Source organism: Curtobacterium sp. MCBD17_030, from assembly GCF_003224255.1.
In the GTDB taxonomy this organism is placed as follows: Bacteria; Actinomycetota; Actinomycetes; order Actinomycetales; family Microbacteriaceae; genus Curtobacterium.
Window position 1 is genome coordinate 165,925 of the sequence record NZ_QKLI01000001.1, and the last position, 15,933, is coordinate 181,857.

The window sequence follows — 15,933 nt, forward strand, 5'->3', positions numbered from 1 at the left end:
CAGTCGGCGAAGCCGACATCGCGCGCTGCCGACCGAGCGCAGCGAGGACGTCAGCTTGCGCGGAGATGTCGACCACAGCTTGCGCGGGAATTTCACTGTGCCCCCAGGAGGATTCGAACCTCCGCCCCTGCCTCCGGAGGGCAGTGCTCTATCCCCTGAGCTATGGGGGCCCGGGGTGACATCAACCGTAGCAGGTCCGGACCGCGCCCCCGTACGCGTGTCCGGCCTCCGGCCTGCCGTTCCGGACAGGACGCCCCACCGGACGGGAGGCCCGTGCCGGGCCCGCCCCGCGCCTCCCGTCCGACGGCGGTCCGCCGGGCGGTCCGATCAGGGCGTCGGGGACCCACTCGGGGCCGTGGTGTCGGGCGCGACCGCTGCCCGGACCGCGTCGACGACGGGCTGCGCGGTGCCGGGTTCGGTGTAGAGGGAGGACGAGGTGTGGATCCAGGAGCGGTCGGCGAAGGCGTCAGCGCGGCCGGTCCTGCCGGCGAGGCTGAAGTAGCCCTCGACCGTGTAGGTGGGGACGGAACCACCCTGTTCGAAGAGGGCGTCCTCGAGTTGCGTCAGCTGCTCCTGCGGCAGGTGGGCGACGGCGACGGTCACGGTCACGCTGTCGTCGGTGGTGGACCGCCAGGTGCAGACCCGACCGTCCTGGGCGGCGATCTGAGCGACGGGGGAGCCCTTCGTCGGCTTCGGGGACCGGACGCGGTCGAACCGCTGCCCGTAGACGCTGAACGTGTCGGCGGGCACGAGCTCGTCGCAGGTCTGCGTCACGGGTCGTCCCACGACGCCGGCGGTCGCCGACGCGGAGGCGGTCGTGCCGTCGCCGTCGCCGTCGCCACCGGAGCAGCTGGCGAGGACGAGGGCGGCGGGGAGCACGAGGGCGGCGATGCTGATCGCCCGGAGGCTGCGGGAGGTCATGACGCACCATCCTGCTGCATGCTGCCCGGCGTGGTCCGGGTGCTGCCTGGGTGTCCCGGTAGACTCGTCCGCCGTGACTCCTGCCGAACTCTCCGAAGCGTACCTGTCGATCCTCACGGGCATCGTCGAGCGACGAGGTGCTGCCGACACGGTGACGATCGAGGACTCGCACGTGGCTCTGGAGCGTCCGAAGAACCGGGCGCACGGCGACTGGGCGTCGAACGCGGCGATGCAGCTCGCGAAGCGCCTGGGCACGAACCCGCGGGAGCTGGCCACGGAGATCGCCGGCGAGCTGACGGAGCTCGACGGTGTGGCGTCGGTGGACGTCGCGGGTCCGGGCTTCATCAACATCACGCTCGAGGCCGCCGCGGCGGGCGAGGTCGCGCGCACCGTCGTCGACCAGGGCGAGTCCTTCGGCCACGGTGACCTGTACGACGGGGTGCGGATCGACCTGGAGTTCGTCTCGGCGAACCCGACCGGCCCGATCCACATGGGCGGGGTCCGCTGGGCTGCGGTGGGCGACAGCCTGGCCCGCGTGTTCCAGGCGCAGGGTGGTCTGGTCACCCGCGAGTACTACTTCAACGACCACGGCAACCAGATCGACCGGTTCGCCCGGTCGCTGCTGGCGTCCGCGCTCGGCGAGCCGACGCCCGAGGACGGCTACGGCGGCGCCTACATCGGCGAGATCTCGGCCCGGGTGCTCGCGACGCTCGAGCCGGGGCTCGACGTGACGGACCTGCCGCGCGACGAGGCGCAGGAGCTGTTCCGGCGCGAGGGCGTCGAGTTCATGTTCACGGACATCAAGCGCTCCCTGCACGACTTCGGGGTGGACTTCGATGTCTACTTCCACGAGAACTCCCTGCACGAGTCGAAGGCCGTCGACCGCGCCATCGCCCGACTGCAGGAGCAGGGCCGGATGTACGAGGCCGACGGCGCACTGTGGCTCCGCACCACGGACTTCGGCGACGACCGCGACCGTGTGGTCATCAAGTCGGACGGCGAGCCCGCGTACATCGCCGGTGACCTGGCCTACTACCTCGACAAGCGCGAGCGCGGCTTCGAGCGCAACCTGATCATGCTCGGCGCGGACCACCACGGCTACGTCGGTCGGATGATGGCGATGTGCGCTGCGTTCGGGGACGAGCCGGGCAAGAACCTCGAGATCCTCATCGGTCAGCTGGTGAACCTGCTCAAGGACGGCCAGCCGCTCCGGATGTCGAAGCGCAACGGCACCGTCGTCACGATGGAGGACCTCGTGGACGCGGTGGGTGTCGACGCCGGTCGGTACGCCCTCGTCCGGTTCGCGAGCGACACCGCGATCGACATCGACCTCGACCTGCTCACCAAGCGGACGAACGACAACCCCGTCTTCTACGTGCAGTACGCCCACGCCCGCACGCAGTCCGTCGCGCGGAACGCCGCGGCATCAGGTGTCGACCGGTCGGTGTTCGACGCGTCGCTGCTCACGCACGAGTCGGAGAGCTCGCTCCTCGGTGCCCTCGCCGAGTACCCGCGCGTGCTGCGTCAGGCCGCCGAGCTCCGCGAACCGCACCGCATCGCGCGCTTCATCGAGCAGCTCGCCGGGCTGTACCACCGCTGGTACGACTCCTGCCGCGTCACCCCGCTGGGCGACGAGCCGGTGACCGACCTGCACCGCACCCGCCTGTGGCTGAACGACGCCACCGGGCAGGTCGTCCGCAACGGTCTCGGGCTGCTCGGCGTCAGCGCGCCCGACCGGATGTAGTCGTGTCGACCGCAGCAGCGCCGGCAGCGGGCCGACGCCCGAAGCGCCGCGGCCGGACGGTCGCGATCGTGCTGGTCGTCGTCCTCGTGGTCCTCGCCGTGCTCGTCGTGGTGGCGGAGTTCGTGCTCCGCGGCGTGGTGGATCGGACGGTCGCGTCGCAGGTCGAGCAGTCGCTGCCGGACGGCACGACGGGAACGGTCGACGCCCACGTGCCGGGGGTCGTCATCCCGCAGCTGCTCCGCGGCACGCTCGACGACGTCCGGATCACGTCGGACCGACTCACGGTGGAGGGCATCCCGCTCGCCGCCGACGTCACGGCGCACGACCTGCCGGTGGACGGCAAGGGGGCGGTGCACGACGTCGACGGCACCGTCCGGCTCGCTTCCGGTGCGGTGAAGGACCTGGCGAAGTACTCGCCCCTCTTCGAGCGGGTCCGCCTGATCAACGGTGGGGTCGAGCTGCGGGGGAGTGCCTCGGTGCTCGGCTTCCGGATCGGCTACGCGGCGGACGGTTCGGTCACGGCGCAGTCCGACGGGCGCGGGGTGACGATCACGCCGAAGACGGTGCGGATCACGAACTCCTCGCTGGGGCTCGACGTCGACGACATCCCCGGCGTCTCGGACGTCCCGGTGCCGGTGTGCACGGCGCAGTTCCTGCCGGAGCAGCTCCGGGTGCGCTCGCTCCGGGTGACCTCGGCGGCGGCGACGGTCCGGATCACGGCCGACGAACTGCCCCTCAACGAGGCGGGCCTCCGCACCACCGGTCGCTGCTGACCGGGCGCGTGGTGCCGTGTCCGACGGCCGTCCACAGGCGGCGTCACATGGCCGGGAGGGACGCCCCGGCCGGATAGGATCGGGTCCCGTGAGCGAGAACCCCCTTGCGCCGCCGCGACTGCGGTACCCGGCGGACGCCTCCGAACTGGTGGACCGGATCTGGCCCGCGTCCGCGACCCGTACCGACGAGGGCATGCTCGCGATCGGTGGAGTCGCTGCTGACGCGCTGGTCGAGCGCTTCGGTTCTCCTCTCTACGTCGTCGACGAGCGTGACGTGCAGTCGCGTGCCGTCCGCGTGCGGGACGCCTTCACCGACGCGTTCACCCGGATCGGGACGCGGGCACACGTCTACTACGCGGCGAAGGCCTTCTGGACGACGCACGTCGCGCGCTGGATGGCCGACGCGGACCTCCGGCTCGACGTCTGCACGATGGGCGAACTCGCCGTCGGACTGGCCGCGGGCGTCGACCCGGCACGGATGGGCTTCCACGGCAACGACAAGTCGGACGCCGAGATCGAGCGCGCCGTCGCGGTCGGCCTCGGCACGATCGTGCTCGACAGCCACGAGGAGATCGGCCGGGTCGCCCGGATCGCCGCCGACGCCGGGGTGACGCAGCGGGTCCGCATCCGGATCAACAGCGGCGTGCACGCCTCGACACACGAGTTCCTCGCCACCGCGCGGGAGGACCAGAAGTTCGGCATCCCGCTGTCCGAGGCGGTGCAGGCGGCGACCGCCGTCCGGGCCGAGCCCTCGCTCGCCTTCGTCGGGCTGCACTCGCACATCGGATCGCAGATCTTCGACGACAGCGGGTTCCGCGAGGCCGCTCGTCGGCTCATGGACGTGCACGCCACGCTCGTCGAGTCGGGTCCGGTGCCGGAGCTCAACCTCGGCGGTGGCTGGGGGATCGACTACACCGAGGCCGACTCCGCCCTCGAACCCGAGGACGTCGCCGACGCCCTGGCCGCGATCATCGCGGACGAGTGCTCGTCCCGAGGCATCCCGGTGCCCGAGATCGCGGTGGAGCCCGGCCGGTACATCGTCGGCCCGCCCGGCGTCACGCTCTACCGCGTCGGCACGATCAAGCCCGTCACGGTCGACTCCGAGGACGGATCCGCCGCGACGCGCACCTACGTCTCGGTGGACGGCGGGATGAGCGACAACGTCCGGCCGGCGCTCTACGGTGCCGACTACACGGCGCGGCTCGCGCGGACCTCGGACGCCGACCCGGTGCTCACCCGGGTGGTGGGCAAACACTGCGAGAGCGGTGACGTCGTCGTCCACGACGAGTACCTGCCCGGCGACGTGCACCGCGACGACCTGCTCGCCGTGGCCGCGACCGGTGCCTACTGCTGGAGCCTCGCGAGCAACTACAACCACGTCGGCCGTCCGCCGGTCGTCGCAGTCGCCGACGGGGCAGCCCGTATCCTCGTGCGGGGCGAGAGCGTCGACGACCTCCTCGCCCGCGACACGGGCGTCGTGCCGGTACCCGACACCGGTACGGACGCCTGAGAACCCGACCCGGAGAGACCCCCACCAGATGATCGAATACCGCAACGTCCGCGTCGCACTGCTCGGAGCCGGCTCGGTCGGCTCCCAGGTCGCACGACTCCTGCTCGAGCACGGACCGGAGCTCGCCACGCGTGCCGGCGCCGGCCTCGAACTCGTCGGGATCGCCGTGCGCGACGTCGACGCCCAGCGGGACGTCGACCTGCCGCGGGAGCTGTTCACGACGGACGCCGGTTCGCTCATCCTCGGCGCCGACATCGTCGTCGAGCTCATCGGCGGGATCGAGCCCGCCCGCACGCTCGTGCTGCAGGCGCTGCAGTCCGGTGCGGACGTCGTCACCGGCAACAAGGCGCTGCTCGCCACTCATGGCCCGGAGCTCTTCGCCGCTGCCGAGCAGGTCGGCGCGCAGCTCTACTACGAGGCCGCCGTCGCCGGGGCGATCCCGATCATCCGACCGCTGCACGACTCGCTCGCGGGTGACCGCATCGAGCGCATCATGGGCATCGTCAACGGCACGACGAACTTCATCCTCGACCTGATGGACCGCGAGGGCGCGACGTTCGAGGACGCCTTGGCCACCGCGACGGAACTCGGGTACGCCGAGGCCGACCCGACCGCGGACATCGAGGGCTACGACGCCGCGCAGAAGGCCGCGATCCTGGCCTCGATCGCGTTCCACACCTCGGTCCCGCTCGCCGCCGTGCACCGCGAGGGCATCACCTCGGTCACGATCGAGCAGGTCCGCGCCGCCCGCAAGGCCGGCTACGTCGTGAAGATCCTCGCCACGTGCGAGCGCCTCACTGACGCCGACGGCCGCGAAGGCGTCAGCGCCCGTGTCTACCCGGCACTGGTGCCGGAGTCGCACCCGCTGGCGAGCGTCCACGGCGCGAAGAACGCGGTGTTCGTCGAGGCCGAGGCCGCCGGTGACCTCATGTTCTACGGTGCCGGAGCCGGCGGGGTCGAGACGGCCTCCGCGGTCCTCGGCGACCTGGTGTCCGCGGCGCGACGGCACGTCATCGGTGGTCCGGGCGTCGCCGAGTCGACGCGGTCGGCGCTGCCGGTGTTCCCGATCGGGACCGTCCGTACCCGCTACCAGATCTCCCTGCACGTGTCGGACGCACCCGGAGTGCTCTCGACCGTCGCCGGGGTGCTCGCGGCCCACGGCGTCAGTGTCGAGACCGTCGAGCAGACCACCACGGGCGCCACCGAGGGGACCGCGACGCTCGTCATCGGCACGCACCTGGCGCGCGAAGCCGACCTGGCCGACACCGTGGCCGCACTCCGCGGCGAGGACGTCGTCATGGACGTGACCAGCGTCCTGCGGTTCGTCGGCGCCTGACGCCGGCACACGCCTCCCGACAGACCCATCCACACCGATCCACCGGACAGAGAGAGAAGCCTGATGGCCCACCAGTGGCAGGGAGTCCTGCGCGAGTACGCCGACCGACTCGACGTGACCGACGCGACCCCGATCGTGACGCTCGGTGAGGGCGGGACCCCGCTGATCCCGGCGCGTCGACTCTCCGAGCGCACCGGCGCGACCGTGTACGTGAAGTACGAGGGCATGAACCCGACCGGCTCCTTCAAGGACCGCGGCATGACGATGGCGATCTCGAAGGCCGTCGAGCACGGCGCGAAGGCCGTGATCTGCGCCTCGACCGGCAACACCAGCGCCTCGGCCGCCGCGTACGCGACGCACGCCGGGATCACCGCCGCCGTGCTCGTGCCCGAGGGCAAGATCGCGATGGGCAAGCTCAGCCAGGCGGTCGCCCACGACGCCCAGCTGCTGCAGGTGCAGGGCAACTTCGACGACTGCCTGGACATCGCGCGTGACCTGTCCGCCAACTACCCGGTGCACCTGGTCAACTCCGTGAACAACGACCGCATCGAGGGGCAGAAGACCGCCGCCTTCGAGGTCGTCGACGTCCTCGGCGACGCGCCGGACTTCCACTTCCTGCCGGTCGGCAACGCCGGCAACTACACGGCGTACTCCCGCGGCTACCGCGAGGACGTGGCCTCGGGCCGCTCCACCAAGATGCCGCGCATGTTCGGCTTCCAGGCGGCGGGCTCGGCCCCGATCGTGCACGGCGAGGTCGTCCGACACCCGGAGACGATCGCCTCCGCCATTCGCATCGGCAACCCGGCGTCGTGGAAGTACGCGCTGGAGGCCCGTGACGAGACCGACGGCTACTTCGGCGCCATCTCGGACGAGGCGATCCTGGCGGCGCACCACCTGCTGTCGGCCGAGGTCGGCGTCTTCGTCGAGCCCGCTTCGGCCATCGGCGTGGCCGGGCTCCTCGAGCGCTCCGATGCAGGCGTCATCCCGAAGGGGGCGACGGTCGTCATCACGGTGACCGGTCACGGCCTCAAGGACCCGCAGTGGGCACTCCGCACCCAGGACGGTGGCGAGGTCGCTCCGACGAGCGTCCCCGTCGACACCGCGGCGATCGCCGACGTGCTCGGACTGGTCAGCGCGCGGTGAACGCCGACCGCTCGTCCGGACCGGGGGAGGGCATGACCGCCCACGATGCTGTACCGGCCGGACGGGCGGTGCGTGTGCGCGTCCCGGCGACGTCGGCGAACCTCGGACCCGGCTTCGACTCCCTCGGGCTCGCGCTCTCCCTCTACGACGAGGTCGTCGTCCGCGTCCGTCCGGAACCCGGCGCGACCGTCACCATCGACGGTGTCGGCGCGGGCGAGGTCCCGACGGACGACACGAACCTGGTCGTCCGGGCCGTCCGCCGAGGCCTCGAGCACGCCGGGGTCGCGCAGCCGGGGCTCGAGCTGTACGCCACGAACGCCATCCCGCACGGACGCGGCATGGGGTCCTCGGCAGCGGCGATCGTCGCCGGGCTGATGGCGGCTCGTGGCCTGCTCGAGGGCATGGTCGACCTGGACGCCGCGACCCTGCTCACACTCGCGACCGAGATGGAGGGTCACCCGGACAACGTCGCCCCGGCCCTGTTCGGCGGCCTGACGATCGCGTGGATGACCCCGGACGGTCCGGCACACAAGCGGCTGCTCGTGCACCGCGGTGTCTCGCCGGTCGTGTTCGTGCCGACGTCGACGCTCTCGACGAAGCTCGCTCGCTCCCTGCAGCCGATGACGGTGCCGCACGAGGACGCGGCCTTCAACGTCTCCCGGTCGGCGCTGCTCGTCGCGGCACTCATCCAGAGCCCGGAACTGCTCCTCGCCGCGACCGAGGACCGGCTCCACCAGGCCTACCGGGCGAGTGCGATGCCGGAGACCGACGCCCTCATCGGCCTGCTCCGGCAGCACGGTCTGGCCGCCGTCGTCTCGGGTGCCGGACCGAGCCTCCTGGTCATGGGCAGTGATCCGGCTCAGCGTCTCGACGCCGCGGAACTGGTCGAGCGACACGCCGAATCCACGTGGCGCCCGCTCATGCTGGCCGTCGATCTGGGTGGTGCTACAGTGAAAGCGCTCCCGACGCTCGAAGCCGATCTCGCGCAGGCCTCGACCATCCACGGTCGACCGCCAGCCTGATCCGGTGCGTGGGGCACTCTCTCCAGATCACCGTTCTTGGCCAGATCACCGTTCCCGGTCCGTCGTCTGAACGACGGCCGTTGCACGCTGCCACGGGTCCGGTGGAAACTCTCCGCGTTCTGCGGTCGGAAGGAACAACAGCATCGTGACCGACGTCACCACCTCCACCTCGGTGGAGATCCCCACTGACCTGCGCACGCTCCGTCTCCCGGAGCTCCAGCGCATCGCCTCGTCCCTCGGCATCACCGGGCTCTCGAAGCTCCGCAAGGGCGACCTGATCGCATCGATCGAGGACAAGCGACCGGCCGAGGCGTCCGCCTCGGAGACGCCGGTCCTCGACGGTGCCGGCACCGGCACCCCGGCTGCCGAGGTCGCACCGGCAGCGGCCGAGGTGCCCGCCACGCAGGTCGACATCGCGCAGGCTCCGGCCGCGCAGACCACCGATGCCCCCGCCGAGTCCGCACCGCGCGGCCGTCGCAGCCGCCGCGTCACCTCGGGAGGCACGGTCACCGCCGAGCCGACCGCTGCGGTCTCGCACACCAACGCCGGGCACACCGGCACCGAGGACCTCCTCGCCGGTCTCGACCAGGTCCGTGCCGAGAAGGACGCCCAGGAAGCCGCCCAGAGCGGCCAGCGTCGTGGTCGCGGCCGCGACCGTCAGGCGCAGCAGGCCGACACCCAGGAGTCGCGCGGTGCCACCGCCGAGACCCAGGTCCCGGTCGCAGACGCCGTCGAGCAGGGCGACCAGGACGCCGTCCAGGACGACGCCCGCCAGGACGAGGGCCAGCAGAACGACCAGGCCGACCAGGGCGACCAGACCGAGGGCGGCGCCCGTCGTGGCCGACGCAGCCGTGGCCGCGGTCGTGGCCGCGGGCAGAACGCCGACCAGGCCGACCAGGGCGAGCAGAAGCCCGCTCAGCAGCAGACCGAGCCCGAGCAGAAGCCGGCCCAGCAGCAGAACGGCAAGCAGCAGAACGGCCAGCAGAAGCAGCAGGACCAGCGCGACGCGCAGCGCGACCAGAAGCAGCAGGACCAGAAGCAGCCGGAACAGCAGCGCGGCGAGCAGCAGCGTGGCGACCAGCAGCGTGGCGAGCAGCAGCGCGCCGCCGAGCAGGAAGCCGAGAACGGGCGCACCCGCCGGCAGCGTGACCGCAAGCGCGGTCGCGGCGGCCAGAACGACGAGTTCGAGCCCGAGGTCACCGAGGACGACGTCCTCATCCCGATCGCCGGCATCCTCGACGTGCTCGACAACTACGCCTTCGTCCGCACCACGGGCTACCTGCCGGGGCCGGAGGACGTCTACGTCTCCCTCGGCCAGGTGAAGAAGTACCACCTGCGCAAGGGCGACGCCGTCGTCGGGGCGATCAAGCAGCCGCGTGACAACGAGCAGCAGAGCCGTCAGAAGTACAACGCACTGGTCAAGATCGACACGATCAACGGTCAGACCGCCGACGAGGCCGCCGGCCGAGTCGACTTCCAGGACCTCACACCGCTGTACCCGAACGAGCGTCTGCGCCTCGAGACCGAGCCGGCGAAGCTGTCGACGCGGATCATCGACCTCGTGTCGCCGATCGGCAAGGGCCAGCGCGGCCTGATCGTCTCCCCGCCGAAGGCCGGCAAGACCGTCGTCCTGCAGGCGATCGCGAACGCCGTCTCGAAGAACAACCCGGAGGCGCACCTGATGGTCGTCCTGGTGGACGAGCGTCCCGAAGAGGTCACCGACATGCAGCGCACGGTGAAGGGCGAGGTCATCGCCTCGACCTTCGACCGCCCCGCCGAGGACCACACCACGGTCGCCGAGCTCGCCATCGAGCGTGCCAAGCGCCTGGTGGAGCTCGGCCACGACGTCGTCGTGCTGCTCGACTCCATCACCCGTCTGGGCCGCGCGTACAACCTCGCCACCCCGCCGTCGGGCCGCGTGCTCTCCGGTGGCGTGGACTCGGCTGCGCTCTACCCGGTCAAGCGCTTCTTCGGCGCCGCCCGCAACATCGAGAACGGCGGCTCGCTGACCATCCTCGCCACCGCTCTCGTCGAGACCGGGTCGAAGATGGACGAGGTGATCTTCGAGGAGTTCAAGGGCACCGGCAACATGGAGCTCCGCCTCAACCGTCACCTGGCCGACAAGCGGATCTTCCCCGCCGTCGACATCAACGCCTCCGGGACCCGTCGGGAGGAGCAGCTGCTCTCCGCCGACGAGGTCGCGATCACGTGGCGCCTCCGTCGTGCCCTCGCCGGGCTCGACCCGCAGCAGGCGCTCGACGTGGTGCTGCGGAACCTCCGGGAGACGCAGTCGAACGTCGAGTTCCTGGTCCAGATCCAGAAGTCGGTGCCGGCGACCAGCGGTCACCACGGCAACGGCCACCAGGAGTAACGCGTGTTCGAGTCGGTGGCAGGGCTGCTGGCGGAACACGAGGAACTGACGCAGCAGCTGTCGGACCCCGCGCTCCACGCCGACCCGGCCCGGGCCAAGAAGGTCAACCGGCGCTACGCCGAACTCAGCCAGATCAAGGCCGCGTACGAAGCCTGGCAGGCGGCGGGGGACGACCTCGCCGCCGCCCGGGAACTCGCGCGTGAGGACGAGGCGTTCGCGGAAGAGGTCCCCGGGCTCGAGGGGCAGCTGGCCGAACGCCAGGAGCGGCTCCGCCGACTCCTCATCCCGCGCGACCCGGACGACGGCCGCGACGTGATCATGGAGATCAAGGGCGGCGAGGGCGGCGAGGAATCGGCGCTGTTCGCGGCCGACCTGCTCCGGATGTACTCGCACTACGCCGAGGGGAAGGGCTGGAAGGTCGAGCTCCTCGAGCGCACCGAGTCCGACCTCGGCGGGTACAAGGACGTCCAGGTCGCGATCAAGTCGAACACGACGGACCCGTCCCAGGGCGTGTGGGCGCACCTGAAGTACGAGGGCGGGGTGCACCGTGTGCAGCGGGTGCCGCAGACCGAGTCGCAGGGTCGTATCCACACCTCGACCACCGGGGTGCTCGTCTTCCCCGAGGTCGACGAGCCCGAAGAGGTCGAGATCAACCAGAACGACCTGAAGATCGACGTGTACCGGTCGTCGGGTCCGGGTGGGCAGTCCGTCAACACGACGGACTCCGCGGTGCGCATCACGCACCTCCCGACGGGCATCACGGTCGCGATGCAGAACGAGAAGTCGCAGCTGCAGAACCGAGAGGCGGGGATGCGCGTCCTGCGTGCCCGGATCCTCGCTCGTCAGCAGGAGGAGCTCGACGCCCTGGCGTCGGACGCGCGCAAGTCGCAGATCCGCGGGATGGACCGTTCGGAGCGCATCCGGACGTACAACTTCCCGGAGAACCGGATCGCGGACCACCGCACCGGCTACAAGGCGTACGACCTCGACCGCGTCATGAACGGAGCGCTCGAGCCGGTCATCCAGTCCGCCATCTCAGCGGACGAAGAGGCTCGACTGGCCGCCATCGGCGACCAGGACGCCTGAGCGGCGTGGACCTCCCGCAGCCGACGTTCGCCGCAGACCGCCTCCTGCGTGAGGCGGTCGCGGCGCTGTCGGCAGCGGGTGTGCCCACGCCGCAGGTCGACGCCGAGCTGCTGCTGGCGTGGGCGACCGACACCTCCCGTGGCGCGGTGCAGGCCCGGGCGCTGACCGGGGGAGCGATCGCCGCCGAGCACGTCGAACGCTTCCGGCACGCGGTGGCGCGTCGTGTCACCCGCGAACCACTGCAGCACGTCACCGGCGAAGCCCACTTCCGTGCGCTCACCCTGTCCGTCGGACCGGGGGTGTTCGTGCCGCGACCCGAGACCGAGTCGGTCGTGCAGTTCGGCATCGACGCGCTCCGCGCCACCGCGGTCCCCGAGCCGATCGCCGTCGACCTCGGTGCCGGGAGCGGTGCGATCGCCATCGCCATGGACACCGAGGTCCCGAACGCCGTCGTGTACGCCGTCGAGCGGTCGGCCGAGGCCCTGCCGTGGACCCGCCGCAACGTCGACGCCCACGGCGCCACCGTGCGACTCGTCGAGGGCGACCTCGCCGATGCGTTCCCGGAGCTCGACGGACAGGTCTCGGTCGTCGTGTCGAACCCCCCGTACGTCCCGGACGACGCGGTGCCGATCGACCCCGAGGTCCGCGACCACGACCCGGCACTCGCGCTCTACGGCGGACCCGACGGCCTCGACGCCGTGCGCGCCCTGACCGAGACCGCGTGGCGGTTGCTCGTCCCCGGTGGTCTCGTCGTGGTCGAGCACGCCGAACAGCAGGGTGCCGGGGTCCGAGCGGTCCTCGCCGCGCGCGGCTTCCGATCACCGGAGACGCACGTCGACCTCACCGGACGCGACCGCACGACCACCGCCACGCGCTAGGCGGACGCGGGTCGGGCCTCCCGGTCGGCGGTCAGGCGGGGGCCGGCTGGGCGTTCGCCGGGACGGGCGTGGTCTCGTGTGCCGCGACGAAGGTGCGGACCGCGTGCCGCAGGTCGGTGTCGTGCTCGACCAGGACGGCTGTGATGCCGACACTCCGAGCGCCGGCGACGTTCTCCGGCATGTCGTCGGCGAAGAACGTCCGCTCGGCGGGGACGCCGTGGTGCTCGAGCACCCGCCGGAAGACGTCCTGCTCGGGCTTGCGCGCACCGAACCTGCTCGACGTGTCCAGGTGTTCGCCGAACAGCGGAGGCAGGGACGGCACCCACTCGTGCAGCCAGCGTCCGGCCAACGGACCGTTGTTCGTGAGGAGCGCCACCCGGCCGTGCTCCTTGGCGATCCGGACCGCTTCGAGCCGGTCGGGCAGCTCGGTCATCGCGGCGCCGCGGACCCGGGCCCACTCGGCCTCGTCGACGTCGCAGCCCATGGCCTCCTGGAAGGCGGCCAGGTACTCGTCGCCGTCCGCGAAGTGCCCCGCCTCGGCGCGCTGCTCGCTGCCGGTGTCCCACCAGCGGCGCCGGAGCTCGACGAAGTCGTGTCCCGTCAGCTCGGAGAGTCCGGCCATGCGGGTCTTCCAGTCGTAGCGGACGAGGACGTCGTCCATGTCGAAGAGGAACAGGAGTGGGGGCGCGGGCGTCTCGTTCACGATGCCCCCCATCCTCGCGCACTATCATCGTGCAGGTCATGGCTTCCCGATACGACTGCTCCGACCCCGACGGGCTCCTCACCGGGATGCGGCTCGCCCGAGCCGCCCTCGGTCGCGGTGAACTCGTCGTCGTCCCCACCGACACCGTGTACGGCGTCGCCGCGGACGCGTTCAGCGCGCAGGCCGTGCAGCGCCTCCTGGACGCGAAGGGTCGGACACGGCAGTCCCCACCGCCCGTGCTCATCCCGGGCGTGGCGACGATGGACGCCCTCGCCAGCGAGGTCCCCGAAGCGGTGCGACGACTCGTCGACGAGTTCTGGCCCGGCGGTCTCACCGTCATCCTCCGCGCGCAGCCGTCCCTCGACTGGGACCTCGGCGAGACGCGCGGCACCGTGGCGCTCCGGATGCCGGACTCGCGCATCGCCCTCGAGCTCCTCCAGGAAGTGGGACCGCTCGCAGTGTCGTCCGCGAACTCGACCGGTGACCCCGCCGCGATGGACATCGACGACGCCGAACGGATGCTCGGCGACAGCATCGCGGTGTACCTCGACGGAGGCGCGATCCCCGTGCACGAGGGCGCCGCCTCCTCGACCGGCTCCACGATCGTCGACGCCACCGGCCTGGCCGCGGGCGACGGCCTGCGGATCGTGCGCCACGGCGTGATCTCCGACGACGAGATCAGGCGGGTCGTCGGGGACGACCTCGTGCGGTGAAGTTCTACCTGCTCGCGGGGGTCATCTCGGCGGTCGTGAGCTTCCTGGTGAGCTGGCTCGTCTGGAAGCTCGGCGTCAAGTACAGGTGGTACCCGAAGGTCCGCGAACGGGACGTGCACCGCACTCCGACGCCGAGACTCGGCGGCATCGCGATGTTCCTCGGCGTGATCGTGTCGCTGCTCTGCGCGTGGTTCCTCTTCCCGGCGATCGCCGGGCAGGACTACTTCCGGCTCGTCTTCGCGGAACCGGGGCGGGTGCTGGCCGTCCTGGCCGGGGCGACGATCATCGTGGTGCTCGGTGTCGCGGACGACATCTGGGACCTCGACTGGATGACGAAGCTCGCGGGCCAGATCATCGCCGCCGGCATCCTCGCGTGGCAGGGCGTCGCGATCGTCTCACTGCCGATCGGCAACACGCTCGGCGTCGGCTCGTCCTACATGAGCCTGATCTTCACGGTGCTCGCCGTCGTCCTGGTGATGAACGCGGTCAACTTCATCGACGGCCTGGACGGTCTGGTCGCCGGCGTCGCGATCATCGCCGGTGGGGTGTTCTTCCTCTACACGTTCTTCATCAACCGCGTGGTGGTCGAGACGGAGTTCTTCTTCAACCTGCCGTCGCTGCTGACCGCGGTGCTGGTCGGTGCCTGTGCCGGGTTCCTCGTGCTCAACTGGCACCCCGCGAAGCTGTTCATGGGTGACGCCGGCGCACTGCTCGTCGGGTTCCTGATGGCCACCAGTGCGGTGTCGATCACGGGCAACATCGACCCGGCCGCCGTGCGCACCCGCACCGACCTGCTGCCGGCGTTCATCCCGATCCTGCTGCCCTTCGCGATCCTCGTCGTGCCGATCCTGGACTTCGCCCTCGCCGTGGTCCGGCGCGTCAGTGCCGGCAAGTCACCCTTCTCCGCCGACCGGAAGCACCTGCACCACCGCCTGCTGGACATGGGGCACTCGCACTTCCACGCGGTGCTGGTCTTCTACGCGTGGACGGCGACCGTCGCGTTCGGCTGCCTGCTGTTCCTCTTCGTCAACTGGTGGTGGGTCACGGCCTTCGTCGCCGTCGGCTTCACGGTGTGCGCCATCGCCACGTTCGCGCCGCTCGGACGCAAGCGCGTGGAGATCGCCGCGCAGACGACCGCCCGGAACGGGGGAGCGGTGGACGCCAGTCTCGACCCGTTGGACCGCGCCGCCTCAACTCGTGACGCACCCACCCGCCCCTCGTCCCACCCGATCTCTGGAGACCCCTCGTGACCACCCCGAACGGCCTCGACCACGTCCGGCCGGTGTTCCGCCGCATCCTCCTGCAGGGCGCGGTCCTCGCCGCTGCCCTCGCCATCGTCGGGGGTGTCGTCGGCTGGTTCGTCGCGGGCGGCCCCGGTCTGACCGGCGGGCTGATCGGTGCGGTGATGAGCGTCGTGTTCTGCGGGCTCACCGCGGTCAGCGTGCTCCTGGCGATCCGGTTCTCCGGTGGTCAGATGATCTCCGGCGCCTTCTTCGGCACGATCATGGGCACCTTCCTGGTGAAGTTCGTCCTGTTCATCGTCGTGCTCGTGGCACTCAAGGACCGCGACTGGGTCAACACGCCCGTCCTCGCGATCGCGATCATCATCGGGGTGATCGGTTCGCTCGTGATCGACGTCACCGTCATCGCACGGGCGCGCGTCCCGATCGGCGTCAGCCTGCCGGGAGACCGAACGGACGCTGAGGATCACGGCCCCGCTGCCTGAGAGCCCG

The 15,933-nt window shown here is 71.0% G+C and carries 14 protein-coding genes and 1 tRNA gene; 12 read left to right on the forward strand and 3 right to left on the reverse strand.

All coding sequences use genetic code 11. From position 1 onward, the window contains the following. Window positions 1-98: 98 nt before the first annotated feature. Both DEI89_RS00760 and DEI89_RS00765 read right to left on the reverse strand, forming a co-directional pair. Window positions 99-170 (reverse strand) — tRNA-Arg (locus tag DEI89_RS00760). Between the two features lie 157 nt (window positions 171-327). Then, window positions 328-921: a hypothetical protein gene (locus DEI89_RS00765; RefSeq protein WP_110902130.1), complete on the reverse strand. Its 594-nt coding sequence runs from the start codon at window positions 919-921 to the stop codon at window positions 328-330. Between the two features lie 73 nt (window positions 922-994). Here DEI89_RS00765 and argS point away from each other — a divergent pair, with 73 nt between their 5' ends. The 9 genes from argS to prmC all read left to right on the forward strand — a co-directional run bounded on the left by argS (window position 995) and on the right by prmC (window position 12,784). Next, window positions 995-2,665 (forward strand): arginine--tRNA ligase, encoded by a 1,671-nt coding sequence (gene argS / locus DEI89_RS00770; protein ID WP_110902131.1) that lies wholly within the window; start codon window positions 995-997, stop codon window positions 2,663-2,665. A gap of 2 nt (window positions 2,666-2,667) precedes the next feature. After that, entirely contained in the window at window positions 2,668-3,438 is a 771-nt protein-coding gene (locus DEI89_RS17525; RefSeq protein ID WP_181421443.1) for an LmeA family phospholipid-binding protein, read from the forward strand. Between the two features lie 88 nt (window positions 3,439-3,526). After that, window positions 3,527-4,948 carry a diaminopimelate decarboxylase gene (gene lysA, locus DEI89_RS00780; protein WP_110902132.1) on the forward strand — a complete coding sequence of 474 codons (1,422 nt, stop codon included), beginning with the start codon at window positions 3,527-3,529 and terminating at the stop codon, window positions 4,946-4,948. Between the two features lie 28 nt (window positions 4,949-4,976). Then, complete coding sequence (locus tag DEI89_RS00785; protein ID WP_110902133.1) at window positions 4,977-6,284, forward strand: homoserine dehydrogenase; 1,308 nt, start codon at window positions 4,977-4,979, stop codon at window positions 6,282-6,284. Between the two features lie 63 nt (window positions 6,285-6,347). Further along, complete coding sequence (gene thrC, locus DEI89_RS00790) at window positions 6,348-7,427, forward strand: threonine synthase (RefSeq protein ID WP_110902134.1); 1,080 nt, start codon at window positions 6,348-6,350, stop codon at window positions 7,425-7,427. Between the two features lie 32 nt (window positions 7,428-7,459). Next, a complete protein-coding gene (thrB, locus tag DEI89_RS00795; RefSeq protein WP_110902472.1) occupies window positions 7,460-8,449 on the forward strand; it encodes a homoserine kinase in 990 nt (329 codons plus the stop codon). A gap of 145 nt (window positions 8,450-8,594) precedes the next feature. Continuing rightward, window positions 8,595-10,820 carry a transcription termination factor Rho gene (gene rho, locus DEI89_RS00800; protein WP_110902135.1) on the forward strand — a complete coding sequence of 742 codons (2,226 nt, stop codon included), beginning with the start codon at window positions 8,595-8,597 and terminating at the stop codon, window positions 10,818-10,820. Between the two features lie 3 nt (window positions 10,821-10,823). Continuing rightward, complete coding sequence (gene prfA, locus DEI89_RS00805; protein ID WP_110902136.1) at window positions 10,824-11,906, forward strand: peptide chain release factor 1; 1,083 nt, start codon at window positions 10,824-10,826, stop codon at window positions 11,904-11,906. Between the two features lie 5 nt (window positions 11,907-11,911). Further along, window positions 11,912-12,784, forward strand: coding sequence for a peptide chain release factor N(5)-glutamine methyltransferase (gene prmC / locus DEI89_RS00810; protein ID WP_110902137.1), 873 nt, complete (start codon window positions 11,912-11,914; stop codon window positions 12,782-12,784). A 31-nt stretch (window positions 12,785-12,815) separates the two neighbouring features. Here prmC and DEI89_RS00815 read toward each other — a convergent pair whose 3' ends face one another. Further along, entirely contained in the window at window positions 12,816-13,487 is a 672-nt protein-coding gene (locus tag DEI89_RS00815) for an HAD family phosphatase (protein WP_258368585.1), read from the reverse strand. Window positions 13,488-13,525: 38 nt separating this feature from the next. Here DEI89_RS00815 and DEI89_RS00820 point away from each other — a divergent pair, with 38 nt between their 5' ends. From DEI89_RS00820 to DEI89_RS00830, 3 genes are read left to right on the forward strand one after another with little or no spacing between them, the layout of a single operon-like run. Beyond that, window positions 13,526-14,200 (forward strand): L-threonylcarbamoyladenylate synthase, encoded by a 675-nt coding sequence (locus tag DEI89_RS00820; protein WP_110902473.1) that lies wholly within the window; start codon window positions 13,526-13,528, stop codon window positions 14,198-14,200. Next, window positions 14,197-15,450 (forward strand): MraY family glycosyltransferase, encoded by a 1,254-nt coding sequence (locus DEI89_RS00825; RefSeq protein ID WP_110902139.1) that lies wholly within the window; start codon window positions 14,197-14,199, stop codon window positions 15,448-15,450. Before DEI89_RS00820 ends, DEI89_RS00825 begins: the two co-directional genes overlap by 4 nt. Next, window positions 15,447-15,926, forward strand: a complete 480-nt coding sequence (locus tag DEI89_RS00830) for a hypothetical protein (protein ID WP_110902140.1) — start codon at window positions 15,447-15,449, stop codon at window positions 15,924-15,926. Before DEI89_RS00825 ends, DEI89_RS00830 begins: the two co-directional genes overlap by 4 nt. Window positions 15,927-15,933 lie beyond the last annotated feature (7 nt).